This window comes from Candidatus Paceibacterota bacterium, from assembly GCA_040905715.1.
Lineage (GTDB): Bacteria > Patescibacteriota > Minisyncoccia > Phycocordibacterales > CSBR16-193 > JBBDHZ01.
On record JBBDRA010000003.1, the window covers coordinates 120,377 to 134,885 of the forward strand.

Consider the following 14,509-nt stretch of genomic DNA (forward strand, 5'->3'; position numbering starts at 1 on the left):
TTTTGGCAACCTAACACTATTGCAACCTATGTTCATTAAACACAATTACTCACATCCATTACTTCGCAAGTTTTTGAGTCGTCACGAACCGCAGAATGTTCGGCCGGTGCGGGCCGGAAGCGCACGCATGCGTCAGTATCTTTCGGTGTGGCGAAGACAGCCTGAAGCTGCTCGTGTGATACGAGAGTGTCAAAGGGTTGATGAGGAAAATGCGTTCAAAGCGATCGATGGCTCTGCGGTATATACATTGGTAGACCTCCATGAGTTGCTTCGGCGTTTAGAAACAGAACACTACGAGCATCACACCGGTGGCACATGCAATGATTTTTCCTGTTGGTTGCGTGATGTTTGGAACGAAGAGATCGCGGCTGAACTTATCAGTCGAGCAGCTGCTCAGGCGGAGGCGGCAGCTATTCTTGAGCGACTATGTCGCCGACGGGGCGAGCTGTAAAGACAGGGCGGTGTAAAAGTTTCAAAAGAGAAGGTAAAACGACAAATGTAATCTATGTCACGCTCATTAGTTCTTGGTAACGGTACAATATTAGTTTGCATGGACGCAGCCGGTCAGGTGCGTGATTTTTACTTCCCGTATGTTGGGCACGAAAATCATATTGCATCTGGTGACGCGTTGAGCGTGGGTGTGTGGGTTGATAATGAGCTGACCTGGATAGGCGATGAGGGGTGGCACGTAAAGGTTGATTACGAAAAAGAGACTTTGACCTCGAATATTGTAGCGTCTAATGACCGCCTTAAGATCAATGTATATTTCCGCGATGTGGTATATAACGAAGACAACGTTCTTATTCGACACGTCACAGTGGAAAACCTGGGGCACAAACGTGATGTTCGTGTATTTTTTAATCAGCAATTCACTATCAGCGCAACATCGCATGCAGATACGGCATACTATAACCCTAATGAAAAAGCAGTCGTTCACTATAAAGGGCGTCGAGTATTTTTGATAAGCGGACGGGCAAATGGTGAGTCGTTTCAGGATTACACGGTCGGTTTATTCGGTGTAGAAGGGAAAGAGGGGACATGGCGTGATGCAGAAGATGGAGAGCTAGCAAAAAATCCTATTGAACACGGATCAGTGGATTCAACGCTCGGATTTCATCTTACGTTGAAAAAAGGCGAGTCAACAGAGATCACCTATTGGGTGTTGGTCGGGGAGACATACAAGGAAACAAAACACCTTCATGAGATGGTCGCTCGTAAAACAGCGAAGCATATTCTCAAGAGCGCTCCTGATTTCTGGCGGGCCTGGGTCAATAAACGTAATTTTACATTCTCCGGGTTGAGCAGTGACGTTGTCGATCTATTTAAAAAATCGCTATTGATATTGCGTACACATTGTGACGATCGCGGTGGCATACTGGCTTCCGGAGACGGCGCGAGCGGTATGTACGGCAAGGATACGTATGGGTATGTTTGGCCCCGTGACGGTGCTTTTATTGCGCTCGCGCTTGATCATGCCGGGTACGACGATGTTGCTCATCGTTTTGTTGAATTCACGCACGATGTACTGACAGAGAAAGGATATATTTTGCATAAATATCAACCGGACCGATCGCTTGGAAGTTCGTGGCATCCGTGGATCCAGGAAGGTGTTGAGCAGTTGGCGATTCAGGAAGACGAGACCGCTTTGCTCCTCGTCATGTTCTGGGAGCACTATAAACTCAATAAAGATCTTGAGTATTTGGAGGTAGTGTATAACTCATACGTGAAGCGTATGGCGGATTTTCTTGTTTCGTATCGGGACGAGAAAACCGGCCTGCCGAAGCCGAGTTATGATCTGTGGGAGGAAAAAAACGGTGTTTCTACATTTACGTGTGCCAGTGTCTTTGGAGCGCTGAACGCAGCCTGCCAATTCGCAACACTTCTTGGAAAAAATGATGACGCGAAGCTCTATCAAGAAACAGCGGTCACTGTACGTGAGGGTATTTTGACTCATCTGTACGATAGTGAGGCAGGGTATTTTGTAAAGTTGTTGAATATAAATAATGACAAGATCGAATATGATAAAACAGTAGATGCGAGTAGTTTTTACGGGATATTTCGATTTAATATTCTGCCACCGGACGATGAGAGACTGCAACGTACGTTTCAGCTCACCCGAAAGGAACTTTCAGATCCGATCCCGACCGGCGGAGTGGCTCGTTACAAAGGAGATACATACTTCACGGTCGATCATCAATTACCTGGTAATGCCTGGTTTGTGACAACGTTGTGGTTCGTGCAGTATACGATCTTGAAAGCAAAGACGATCGATGATCTTTCGGGCATTAATGAGGAGCTTGAGTGGGTCGCTCAGCACGCGCTAGCTTCCGGGGTTCTTTCCGAGCAGATCGACCCGCACACCGGCGAACAGGTTTCGATAGCACCGCTCGCCTGGAGTCACGCAGAGTATGTCTACACCGTGATCAATTATATGGAAAAACTCGAAGAGCTTGGTGGAAGTGAGGCTACTGCTCCGATCGAAGACGTGATCTAGTCCGCGTATGTTGTGAGGCGTGTTAGGATAATGAAGAAGATGTTCAAAGAGAGTATGTTGGAGAGTTTGCTAGGGGATAGTTTTGGAAAGAAAACTCGCCTGCCTGCTGTCTATAGCAGAAGAGGGTTGTAACTAATTAAACTATATGTATATCATCACTCGTTGGCTACTTATCGCGCTCTCACTCGTTGTCGCTGCTTGGATCGTCAGCGGTGTTTCTCTGAATGGGCTTTATATAACACTTATCGCGGCTGCACTTTTGGGTTTGGTGAATGCGATCATTCGACCGGTCCTTATCTTGCTTACCTTGCCGATCAATATTGTAACCCTGGGATTGTTTATCTTGGTCATCAATAGCTTCCTGTTCTTGTTTGTCGCAAGTTTTGTTGATGGATTTGAAGTTGATGGATTTGGGTCGGCATTTCTCGGGGCGCTCGTGGTTTCGATCGTGAGCTTTCTTGGAAATCGGCTTATTGTCGCCCAGCAAAAACCTCGTAGCGCAGTATCGAATTAATAACGGCGAAAAAGCATTTAAAATAAAATCTACGTATGACCACCATCGTTACTCACAGCGCCCGTTTTCATACTGATGATGTGTATGCCGTTGCTACCCTCGAGCTGATCCTTACAAAGCGAGGCGAAGGGCTTCCTCGTGTTGTGCGAACTCGACAGCAGGAAAAAATAGATGCGGCCGATATTGTTGTCGATGTTGGCGGGGTATATGATCCGGAGAAAAAAAGATTTGATCATCATCAAGGCGGACTCGAACCGAGGACAAACAGTATTCCCTACGCTTCGTTCGGTCTTGTGTGGCGTGAGTACGGGGAAGAGCTTGCGGGAAGTTCTGCGGTGGCTGAGGCGATCGAACATAAACTTGTTCTCTCAATTGATGCGAATGATAACGGAGTAGATCTCTCTGCGTCAGTGCTCGAGGGCATTGAGGTCTACACGCTTGATGATCTGATCGGTTCGTTTGTGCCGGCATATACCGAAAGCGAGCTTGATATCGATAAGCAGTTTCGCTATGTGTGTGATATTGCTAAGGCGCATCTTTTACGTGTTATTGCTCACAAACGTGCGGTGGAGGTTGCACGAGAGGCGGTAGAGGAGGCTTATCAGAAAGCCGCGGACAAACGGATCATCGAGCTTGACTATCCGGTGCCGTGGAAGGAGGTAATAGCGCAGTACTCAGAGCCGCTTTACATGGTGTATCCGATCGAGGCTGACGGCAAAGAGCAGTGGTACGTACGCACTGTTCCTGTGGAGAAGAACAGTTTTGATAATCGTAAGGATCTGCCTGCAAGCTGGGGCGGATTAGAAGGTGAGCCTTTCCGGCAAGAGACTGGTTTGGACGATGCTATTTTTTGCCACAAAGGGCTTTTCTTGGCCGGGGCTTATTCGCATGAATCCGCGCTTATACTTGCTCAAAGAGCGGTAGAAGCATGATAAATGGCTCACAAAGCATGTGAGCCATTTAATAAGGGTGGTTTTGAGCTTTTTTCGTTAAAAAATGGCTTAAAAACTGGATACTGACCACTGAATACGCTATACTCCCCGTATGGCATTTGTAGATGAACTCACGGTACATATAAAGGCAGGGAAAGGAGGGGACGGCGTTGTACGCTGGCTTCGGGAGAAATTCAGGCCCAAGGGCGGCCCGGCTGGCGGTGACGGCGGAGACGGCGGAGATGTGTATATTCGCGCGGTCCGTGACCTCTCTATCCTGCAGGGGTACACGCACACCAAGGAGTTTCGAGCCGAAGATGGAGGCGATGGAGGCAAAAAAAGTTTGCACGGCAAGAACGGTGAGGACCTGACCATCGATCTTCCGATGGGTGCGAAAGTAACGAACCAAACCACGGGCGAGGTTTTTCAGCTTACACGAGCTGACGAGACAATTCGTATTCTTGAGGGAGGAAAAGGTGGTCTGGGTAATGAGCAGTTCAAGTCAGCAACGAACCAACAGCCTCAAGAATGGACTCCGGGCACAAAAGGCGAAGACGCAGATTTTCATATAGAACTAGAGTTGATAGCCGACGTAGGTTTTATCGGACTGCCGAGCGCCGGCAAGTCTACGCTTCTCAATGAACTCACGAATGCGCACAGCAAAGTTGCGGCGTATCACTTCACCACGCTTGATCCGCACTTAGGGGAATACCATGGCTATATTTTTGCGGACATTCCCGGACTGATCGAAGGAGCTTCCGGCGGGCGAGGATTGGGCCATACATTTTTGCGTCATATTAAAAAGACCGCTCTCTTGGTTCACTGTGTCTCGTTTGAAAATGAGGACATGGTGCAGGCATACAAGACGATTCGCAACGAACTTGATAAGTATGACGTCTCGCTCACGGATAAACCCGAGCTGATCGTGTTGACCAAAAGCGACGTGGTAGATGAAGGGATCGTCAGCGAAATGCTGGCAGCGTTTACAAAGATCGGTCAGCAGGTGATAGCGGTTTCTATTATTGATGAAGCGCTGATCAAAAGGCTTGGTGACACGATCGTTGAGTACGTTCGTGACAGTGAACAAGTAGAGGCAAACCATCCTGCTGATAAAGACGATGAGGAAGAGGACGTCATGGAATAGCGGTGTGTTAGAATTGGTGAGATAGATATTAGTATGATCACATCTGTATGACCACATATTTTCCGACAATTGGACTAGAGATACACGCGGAATTGAATACGGTGACCAAGATGTTCTGTAACTCCAAGAATGATCCCGACGCAGAACCAAACACCAACATCTGTCCGGTTTGCATGGCGCATCCCGGTACACTGCCCACGATCAATTTTGAGGCGGTTAAGCATGTGATCAAAGTCGGTCATGCTGTAGGCGGTACGATCGCTGATTTTACAGAGTTCGATCGAAAGAATTATTTTTATCCGGATATTCCTAAGGGATATCAGATAAGTCAGTACGAGCATCCGTTGGTTTCGGGTGGCGCGCTACACGATGTTGAGCTTACGCGTATACACCTTGAAGAGGACACGGCAAAATCTACTCACGATCAAGGTGATTACAGTCTCGTTGACTTTAACCGAGCAGGGGTGCCGTTGATGGAGCTTGTGACCGAACCGGTTATTACAAGCGGTGAGCAAGCTGCCGCGTTTGCGAAAGAACTTCAGCTGCTTCTGCGGTATCTTGGGGCAGGTGAGGCTAATATGGAGAAGGGGCAGATGCGCGTCGAGGCGAATATTTCAGTAAGTGCGGATAAAGATGTTTTTGGTACAAAAGTAGAAGTTAAAAACCTGAATTCGTTTCGGTCAGTTGAAGGAGCTATCGCGTGCGAGATAGAACGACACACAAAGGCACTTGAGAGCGGTGGTGAAGAGATCATTCAGGAAACACGTGGCTGGGATGAGCAAAAACAGACCACATTCTCACAGCGACAGAAAGAAGGATCAGCAGACTATAGGTACTTTCCGGAACCGGACTTGCCGAAGATCTGGATCTCGCGCGTGCCGGAATTTCAGCCGGATAAGATCACGAAGGAAATGCCCGAGTTGCCATGGGAGCGACGAGAGCGCTACGCAACGAGTTATGATCTCGATACGCAGACGAGCGATATATTTGTGCAGTCACTGCCGTGGGCAGCTTACTTTGAAGCGGTCATAAAAGAGATCGGTGAGGACCCAAAACAACAAAAACTGGCGGTGAACTATATCACTTCAGATTTCATTGGCTTGATGAAAAAGGACGAGAACGTGCCGTACTTTGCTGAAGTTGACCCGGCGCGTTTTATCGATCCGATACATTTCGCTAAGGTTATAGAGATGGCGGCCGAACAGAAGCTCTCTTCACGTGGGGCAAAAGACCTGCTTGCTACGCTGTATCGAGAGGGCGGTGATCCTGAGGAGATAGCTGAAAAGGAAGGACTGCTTCAGAAAAGCAACGAAGGAGACCTTGCGCAGATAGTGAGTGATGTAGTTGTCGAGAATCCGGACGAAGCAGAGTCGTATAAGCAAGGAAATGAGAAAGTGCTTCAGTTTTTGGTCGGGCAGGGGATGAAGAAGAGTAAAGGTTCGGCGAACCCGCAGGTTTTAAAGGAATTGTTTGAGAAGGAGTTGGCAGCCTAAGGAATTGAGATACTTGCGTTGTTTTGTTTGAATGGTATAATATAGAAGGTGATATGTTGGACGATCGCTGAGTTTTTTTTGCAAGAACTTAGAGGAAAGTCCGGACACTTATTTCTGTTCCGTCTTTGACGGATAACGGATCTAAAATGGTAGCGGCTCCGACGCTTCGGCATAGCCGAGGTGCGGAGCTCCGACTCCATCATATGATGGACGTCGGAGGTAACACCCGTCATCCGCCCCAGGCGGAAGAGGTGCGAGCAGTGACGCTCGATTCCGAAAGGATAGAGATTCCAGGAATGGAATAACCTTTATATAAGCTTGAGGTTTCCTTAAACGAAATTGAAGGGTGAAACGGCTAAATCCTTACCCAAGTGCAAGGCCGTACTCCAATGCTCTTGTAACAACAAGGTTTCATTGGTTTGTGCCGCACGAGCTGTCTGGTAACAGACAGCCCAGATAAATGATCGTCCAGGGCCCTCTTTTAGGGGTTCGGACAGAATCCGGCTTACAGACATATCGCTTCAAAACACAAAAACCCGCCGAAAGGCGGGTTTTTGAGTATCCTTTTGGATGGAATAGAACAAATGAATTTGAATGGTGTAATGTGCCCTGTGTATAAGATGCATTGATGAGTTTCCGCTGGTAATATATTATTGATGCATTAACCTTTATCAGTAGCTATTAGTAAGTAGCCGCATTTTAAAATATGGTACGTATTCCTTTACTTTCTCGATTGATCGATTCTTCAGCCGCTCGAACTGAGCCCTCACCGCACGCAGGGCAAGCACTAACCCTGGTATCTCGTGGTATTCTGATCGGACTTATATTCCTTCTGCCGTTGTTTTTTGTACCTTCCGCGTTGGTAACATTCCCTTTCTCAAAAATATTATTGGGTGAGGTGTTCGTCATTCTTGCTTTCATTCTCTATCTGATCACGGTTTTGCGGCGCGGTGAGTTCTCGTACCCTCGACACATCGCTCTGCTGGCTATTCCGACAGTAGTTGTTGCGTACTTGCTTGCATCCCTCTTCAGTAGTACGCCTGCTCACTCATTGTTCGGGTATGGGTTTGAGCCGACAGCGTTTAGCTTTATTCTGGTGCTATTCCTGCTTCTGTTCCTTGTCGTTCAGTTGTTCCAAACAAAAGAACATATTTTTTACGCATATCTTGCGTTCTTCGGCGCCTTCATTCTTCTAGGCGTTTTTCACCTACTTCGTTTTATTGGCGGCCCGGATCTTTTGTCGTTCGGAATTTTCCCTTCAATGGCGTCAAACACTATTGGTAGTTGGAATGATCTCACAGCCTTTTTTGCGGTGGGTACTTTGCTGTCACTCGTTACGCTTGAGGAGCTTCGCCTTCGAACTGCGTTTAGGAGCGTGATCTACGTTGTTTTCGGTGTTTCTCTCGTGTTCCTCATTATAGGTAATTCTGCTGTCGTCTGGTACGTTCTCGGCTCGATCTCGCTGCTTTATCTGATCTATGCATTTTTGATGCGAGACAGTTCAGTAGAAAGCGAGACGGACTCGACCGGACCACGTGTTAGCGTGAACGCATTGATCGTATTGATCATTTCGGTCCTATTCGTGCTTGTTGGAGGATCGATCGGCGACAGCGTGTCACAGTACTTGGGCATTTCAACATTTGATGTTCGTCCGTCATGGACAGCAACATTTAATGTTGCCCGAAGCACGCTTTCCGATTCTCCGATCGTTGGAGCGGGTCCTAACCACTTCTCATATGAGTGGAATAATTTCAAGCCTGATGGTGTAAACGAAACACAGTATTGGAACACCGAGTTCAACTACGGTGTTGGTCTTGTTCCGACATTTCTTGTGACCACAGGCCTTCTGGGTGCGCTCGCTTGGATATTCTTCTTGGGCACAATCGGCTATCTCACAATTCGCACGCTCTTCCGTGTTAATTTGGCTCCGCTGAACAGGTACCTTACTCTTTCGTCCGGCGCTGTTACCATCTTTCTCTGGTCCATGGCGATCGTGTCGGTTCCGGGTACGGTGATGATCGCCATAACATTTGTGTTTACAGGTCTTTTCCTTGGATCTGTAGTTGGCAATGGAGTTGTAGATAAACATCTTCTTAAATTCTCAGCTTATCCGCGAGCCGGATTTGTTGCAGTCCTTGTTCTCGTATTACTGTTACTGTCCTCGGTCGTGTTCGGGTATGTTCTCGGTCAGAAAACTGTTGCATCAGTATTCTTCCAACGCAGCTCCCTCGCTGCCGGTGAAGGAGAGCTTGAAAACTCAGATCAACTCATGAGACAGGCTATTCAGTTAGATGAGAACGACATATACTACCGTAGTCTCTCTCGCATCAATATTGCACAAGCAAATACGCTTGTGGCTGAGGCTGGAAATGATGGATTTTCAAATCAGCAGGAAGCTGAGTTTACGCAAAACTTCCAGGACGCCATCGTTGCAGGTGAGATCGCGACTCAAGTGAAGCCGATTGACGCACAGAATTGGTCAGCACTCAGTGGGATCTTTCACCAAGCTGTTCAGTACGGTATCGACGGCGCTTATGATCGGGCAGATCAAGCTCTTGCAGAAGCGATCGAACGAAATCCAAAGAGTCCGGCCCTTCGGCTTCAGCGCGCTCGTCTTGAGATAGCGAATGAGGATCTTCAGGCCGCTCGAACATATATCGCGGAAGCACGAGAGTTAAAATCAAACTACACAGAAGCGATCTTCCTTCTTGCTCAGATCGAAGCGTCCGAGGGTAATATCGCAGAGGCTATCGCACAGACTGAGCAGGTAGCGAACCTGGCACCACGTGACGCAGGATTACTCTTCCAGCTTGGATTACTCTATTACCAGGACGAGAATTATTCAGGTGCCGTACAGGCTCTTGAACGAGCAACGGAGCTTGTAGAGGGATACGCAAACGCTCAATACTTCCTGGGGCTCAGTCAGTACCGCCTAGGAGATACCGAAGAAGCGATCGCACTGTTTGAGGAGCTTATAGAAACAAATCCAGACAATAGCGACCTACAGCAGATCCTTACGAACATGCGAAATAATTTCCCACTCTTTGAGGGTGTAAGTGATCCTATCAGCGATCAGGTAGATAGTGATGCAGAACTCCCGGTAGAGGAGACTTCTCCTGAAGAGGGTACAAGCGAAGCGAACATTAGCGAAGACGAGGTTGTCGAGGGTGCTGATGCCGAAGGGGGGACAGATGAAGAGTAGTCTCTACGACGTTTTGCTATATCCTCGGTGAGTTGACATGATGCATGGATAACGTACCGTGTTTAACGCGGCGTAGTTAAATATGGTCACTAAACTTATCCAATTCATTCATAGAGAAGTGGCTGGCATCCATCAGGCTGCTTACGTCCTCGGTGTATTTGCTTTGAGCTCGCAGTTGCTGGGGCTTCTTCGGGACAGGTTGCTCGCCGGTCTTTTTGGAGCAAGTCGAACACTGGATGTGTACTATGCGGCATTTCGTATACCTGATCTACTGTTCCTTACGGTCGCCTCGATCGTATCGCTTTCGGTATTGCTACCGTTTTTCGTTGAGCGTCTCGAGCGTGATCGTGAGACGGCAAAGATCTTTCTTGATCGAGTCTTCTCTATCTTCTTCCTAACGGTTTCTGTGCTCAGCATTGTTGCGTTCTTTGCTATGCCGTATGTGTTGCCGCTAATATTTCCGGGATTTGCAGGAAGCGACCTAGCACAAGCGATCAGTCTTAGTCGTCTCCTCCTTCTCTCACCTATCTTGTTGGGGATCTCAAATTTGTTGGCGGCAGTAACTCAGGCCCACCAGCGCTTTTTATTGTATGCAATTAGCCCACTCCTGTACAACCTCGGGATCATTGCCGGTGGGATCGCTGTATTCTTTGAGCCGTCGCTGGGCATAACCGGAGTAGTGTATGGAGTATTATTCGGAGCGGTATTGCACCTGGTGGTTCAGGTGCCGTTCGTGATCTCAAAAGGGTTTTTGCCACGTTTTACATTCTCCTGGAATACCCCCGAGATCTGGAGAGTCTTATTTTACTCAGCACCTCGGCGTATCGCGCTTTCGATCAACCACATTGCCATTATCTTTCTAATATCGATCGCTTCGCTTATGGCTGAAGGGTCGATCGCGATCTTCCAATTCTCGTTTAACCTTCAATCAGTCTCGCTTTCTATTATTGGAGCGAGTTATTCTGTAGCGGCATTTCCGGCATTAACTCGATTGTTTGCAAAAGGTGACATGCAAACATTTCTTCAGCAGTTTACGACCGCAGCCCGTCATATCGTTTTTTGGGCGCTTCCGCTTACCGCGCTCTTTATTGTTTTACGTGCCCAGATCGTTCGAACAATACTTGGTAGCGGTAGTTTTGATTGGGCTGACACTCGTTTAACCGCTGCCGCTTTGGCACTTTTTATAATTTCACTTGTGTTCCAGGCGCTTATGCTTCTGTTTGTGCGAGGTTATTTTGCGGTTGGCAATACGCGTACTCCATTTTTGATTAATATTACTTCAGGCGCGGTAATGGTCGTGAGCGCATTCGGCCTCTGGTATCTGTTTGAAGCAAGCGTGCTATTTAGAACGGTTCTGGGCACAGCGTTGCGGGTGACAGATCTCGACGGGATCATTGTATTGGTTCTTCCGCTTGCTTACACTCTTGGATTTCTATTAAATGGTGTGCTGTTGTGGTTCTGGTTTGAGCGTGATTTCGGGCATAGCTTGAAGGGTGTTTTTTCGTCTTTTTGGCAAAGTTTGGCTGGCGCTGTTCTCACCGGTCTAACCGCCTACGGATCTCTTCAGGTATTAAGCGGATTCTTTGATCTTAATACGTTCTTGGGTATCTTTCTCCAGGGCGCATGTGCCGGTTTGGTTGGCGCAAGTGCCGGCCTTGGTGTATTGTGGTTACTTGGATCTAGTGAACTCAATGAGCTGTGGAGCTCTCTTTCGCGTCGATTTGGGCGGAAAAATGTCGTTGCGAGCGGGACAGACACGCTGGAGAACTAATAAACTGCAAATGTGCGGTCAATGCACGTAACTGGATGTCAGGTAGCTATTTCATGGGTAAAAAGTTCGATTTTTGTAAAGGAAGTGTTAGTGTAGAAGGGTATTCATTATGGAACATAGTCAGATCAGAAATTTTAGTATTATAGCTCACATTGATCACGGCAAGTCTACGCTTGCCGATAGAATGCTCGAACTCACTCACAGTGTTGAAGATAGGCGCATGCAGGATCAGGTTCTTGACTCGATGGAGCTTGAACGAGAGCGAGGCATTACCATAAAAATGCAGCCGGTTAGAATGGCGTATTCCTCGGATCGTTCAGGAAAAAAAGAGTCATATATTTTGAATTTGATTGATACCCCGGGGCATATTGATTTTTCGTACGAAGTATCACGAGCAATGAAGGCTGTAGAAGGAGCGATCATGTTGGTAGATGCAACTCAAGGAGTTCAGGCGCAGACACTGACAACGCTTCATATGGCGCAGGATCTTGGTTTGGTTATTATCCCGGTTCTCTCTAAGGTCGACTCTGATCTTGCGCGTATTGACGAGGTAAAGCTCGAAGTCGCTGAGCTTCTTGACTGTTCTCCCGATGACGTGATCGAGACATCCGGAAAGACCGGGGCAGGTGTGGCTGAACTTCTTGAAGAAGTAGTTGAGCGCGTGCCGGCGCCTGAGATAACTGACGAGAAATCACTCAAGGCGCTCGTGTTTGATTTTGAGTACTCGAATCATCGCGGTGTTATTGTGTATGTACGATTGTACTCAGGTAAGGTGAGTGCAAAAGATGATCTGCAATTTCAGGTAGCAAATGAGCGCTTTGGCGCAAATGAGGTTGGTGTGTTCACTCCACAGCTCCTTGCAGCGGATTCGCTGTCAGCCGGCGAGATCGGCTACATTGTGACCGGTATCAAGGAGCCTGGTATTGCCTCAGTAGGTGATACGATCGCTCGGGCCGGTGATTCGACTCCGGTGCTGGATGGGTATCAAAACCCGGCTCCGGTGGTCTGGGCATCGATCTTTCCGGAAAGCCAAGATGACTTTGATTATGTGCGCCGCGCGCTAGATCGGCTGAAACTTGAGGATTCCTCGCTTTCCTTTGAAGAAGAAAGTTCCCGCGTGCTTGGCCGCGGCTTTCGATGCGGGTTTTTGGGGATGCTTCATCTTGAGATTGTTACCGAACGATTGAAGCGTGATTTCGATTGTGCTGTTATAACAACGGCTCCAAGCACGACGTACGAGATAGAGTATGTGGACGGTACGACTGATACCATTTACACGCCGTCCGAATTTCCTGAAGGTCAAGAAGTAAAGACTGTCTACGAGCCCGTCGTCTCACTAACAATAATCACTCCACCGGAGTATATCGGCAATGTTACTCAGATCTTATATGAACATGAAGCCACAACAGGTTCCTCGGATAATTTTGGTGATAACCGAACTGCTATCAAAGCAATAATGCCGCTTCGAGAACTTATGCGGGGCTTCTTTGATGACGTGAAGCGTGTGTCGGCCGGATATGCGTCAGTTTCGTATGAGGTGGGTGAGCGAGCACAGGCAGATGTAGTGCGTATGGATGTGCTGGTGGCAGAAGAGGAGGTGCCGGCCTTAACACGCATTATATCCCGACAAAAGGTTGAGCATGAGGCGCGGCAGGTGGTTGATCAACTTTATACTATACTGCCTCGACAGATGTTCACGACAAAAATTCAAGCGCGCTCGGCCGGGCGAATCATTGCGTCAAAGACACTCTCGGCGCTTAAAAAAGACGTGACCGCGAAGCTCTACGGTGGCGATATTACTCGTAAGCAAAAACTGTGGAAGAAGCAAAAGGAGGGGAAGAAGAAAATGCGTTCCCAGGGCAAGGTGAATATACCTCACGAAGTATTCTTGAAAATGATGCGTCAGCAAAATTCGCCTGATTCTTCCTAAGCAGGACAAAGAAACGTGGACTAATACATAGGAGCACCCGCGCTGAACGCAAAGATCATGCTCAGTATGACAAGAATAGCGAGTACAGCAAATGCGTACTTGATTCGTTTTTGATTTCCCGGATTAAACATCATAATACAGATATCATATCACCAATGAGCGTGTTGCCAAGTGTTTTTCTGTGCATGATATACTGTTTCTATGAGTAGCCGTCTTCATTCAAAACGTCTTCTCAAACGGATTGTTTACTCAAAACCGTTTGTGATATTTTTGGTTATAGTAACGGCGTTTTCCTTGAAGGCTGCTTGGGGGGCGTATCAGAAAATGAGTGAGAGCGGGGAGCGGGTCGCGATCGCCCAGGCAGAAAAGCAAGAGTTGCAGGAAGAGCGGGAAGTTATCAGCGAGAACCTTGAGCGCCTGCAGACACGGCGAGGGATAGAGGAGGAGCTTCGCAAGAAGTATAGTCTGACGAAAGAAGGGGAGGAAATGGTGGTCATTGTAGACAGTCAACCGGAACAAGTTGCTGAGGAGACAAAAGAGAAGTCGGTATTCGGTCAGATCTGGGGTGCGGTAGTTAACTTTTTTGATTGACGATAAGAATGAATTTAAGTAGGTTTAAATGGGTTTTGCAGCGGATATAGTTCAGTGGCAGAACGGATGCTTCCCAAGCATCAGACGCGAGTTCGATTCTCGCTATCCGCACAGGTGTGCATATTTTTATTTCAGTAAAATTCCTTACTACTCCCCGTAGCTCAACTGGATAGAGCAGTCCCCTCCTAAGGGACCGATGTTGGTTCAAGTCCTGCCGGGGAGACAAGAGACAAAAGCAAATACAGCACCAGTTAGAAACTGATGCTGTATTATTTTGGTGCCTGGGGGCGGACTCGGGGTCAGCTCACATCAATATTTTCGTGCGCTTCGCTTCGAAAATATTGTGTGCCCCCCCGGGGCTCGCCCGTCGTACTCGCTATCACTCCGTGCGACACGTCTCCGCCTTTCTCGTCCGCACAGAGGCGCAGCAGTGCGCCT

Annotated in this window: 10 protein-coding genes, 2 tRNA genes and 1 other RNA gene; all 13 read left to right on the forward strand. The window is 47.9% G+C overall.

Annotated features, from left to right (window positions below; genetic code table 11):
* The first annotated feature begins 28 nt into the window (after positions 1 to 28).
* The 13 genes from WD312_01680 (at position 29) to WD312_01740 (ending at position 14,294) form a co-directional block, all read left to right on the forward strand.
* Positions 29 to 451, forward strand: coding sequence for a hypothetical protein (locus WD312_01680; GenBank protein ID MEX2563810.1), 423 nt, complete (start codon positions 29 to 31; stop codon positions 449 to 451).
* 54 nt (positions 452 to 505) lie between these two features.
* Positions 506 to 2,494, forward strand: a complete 1,989-nt coding sequence (locus WD312_01685; protein ID MEX2563811.1) for a glycoside hydrolase family 15 protein — start codon at positions 506 to 508, stop codon at positions 2,492 to 2,494.
* Between the two features lie 145 nt (positions 2,495 to 2,639).
* Positions 2,640 to 3,008: a phage holin family protein gene (locus WD312_01690; protein MEX2563812.1), complete on the forward strand. Its 369-nt coding sequence runs from the start codon at positions 2,640 to 2,642 to the stop codon at positions 3,006 to 3,008.
* Positions 3,009 to 3,043: 35 nt separating this feature from the next.
* Complete coding sequence (locus tag WD312_01695; GenBank protein MEX2563813.1) at positions 3,044 to 3,940, forward strand: MYG1 family protein; 897 nt, start codon at positions 3,044 to 3,046, stop codon at positions 3,938 to 3,940.
* Between the two features lie 112 nt (positions 3,941 to 4,052).
* Positions 4,053 to 5,084 (forward strand): GTPase ObgE, encoded by a 1,032-nt coding sequence (gene obgE, locus WD312_01700; GenBank protein ID MEX2563814.1) that lies wholly within the window; start codon positions 4,053 to 4,055, stop codon positions 5,082 to 5,084.
* A gap of 47 nt (positions 5,085 to 5,131) precedes the next feature.
* A complete protein-coding gene (gene gatB, locus WD312_01705; GenBank protein MEX2563815.1) occupies positions 5,132 to 6,577 on the forward strand; it encodes an Asp-tRNA(Asn)/Glu-tRNA(Gln) amidotransferase subunit GatB in 1,446 nt (481 codons plus the stop codon).
* A 48-nt stretch (positions 6,578 to 6,625) separates the two neighbouring features.
* Positions 6,626 to 7,101: RNase P RNA component class A (gene rnpB, locus WD312_01710), an RNA gene on the forward strand.
* A 182-nt stretch (positions 7,102 to 7,283) separates the two neighbouring features.
* Positions 7,284 to 9,779, forward strand: a complete 2,496-nt coding sequence (locus WD312_01715; GenBank protein ID MEX2563816.1) for a tetratricopeptide repeat protein — start codon at positions 7,284 to 7,286, stop codon at positions 9,777 to 9,779.
* Positions 9,780 to 9,861: 82 nt separating this feature from the next.
* Positions 9,862 to 11,550 (forward strand): lipid II flippase MurJ, encoded by a 1,689-nt coding sequence (locus WD312_01720; GenBank protein MEX2563817.1) that lies wholly within the window; start codon positions 9,862 to 9,864, stop codon positions 11,548 to 11,550.
* Positions 11,551 to 11,659: 109 nt separating this feature from the next.
* Complete coding sequence (gene lepA / locus WD312_01725; GenBank protein ID MEX2563818.1) at positions 11,660 to 13,480, forward strand: translation elongation factor 4; 1,821 nt, start codon at positions 11,660 to 11,662, stop codon at positions 13,478 to 13,480.
* 201 nt (positions 13,481 to 13,681) lie between these two features.
* The gene (locus WD312_01730; GenBank protein ID MEX2563819.1) at positions 13,682 to 14,071 is read left to right on the forward strand and encodes a septum formation initiator family protein; all 390 of its coding nucleotides are present in this window, start codon (positions 13,682 to 13,684) and stop codon (positions 14,069 to 14,071) included.
* A 40-nt stretch (positions 14,072 to 14,111) separates the two neighbouring features.
* Positions 14,112 to 14,182 (forward strand) — tRNA-Gly (locus WD312_01735).
* A 39-nt stretch (positions 14,183 to 14,221) separates the two neighbouring features.
* Positions 14,222 to 14,294 (forward strand) — tRNA-Arg (locus WD312_01740).
* Positions 14,295 to 14,509 lie beyond the last annotated feature (215 nt).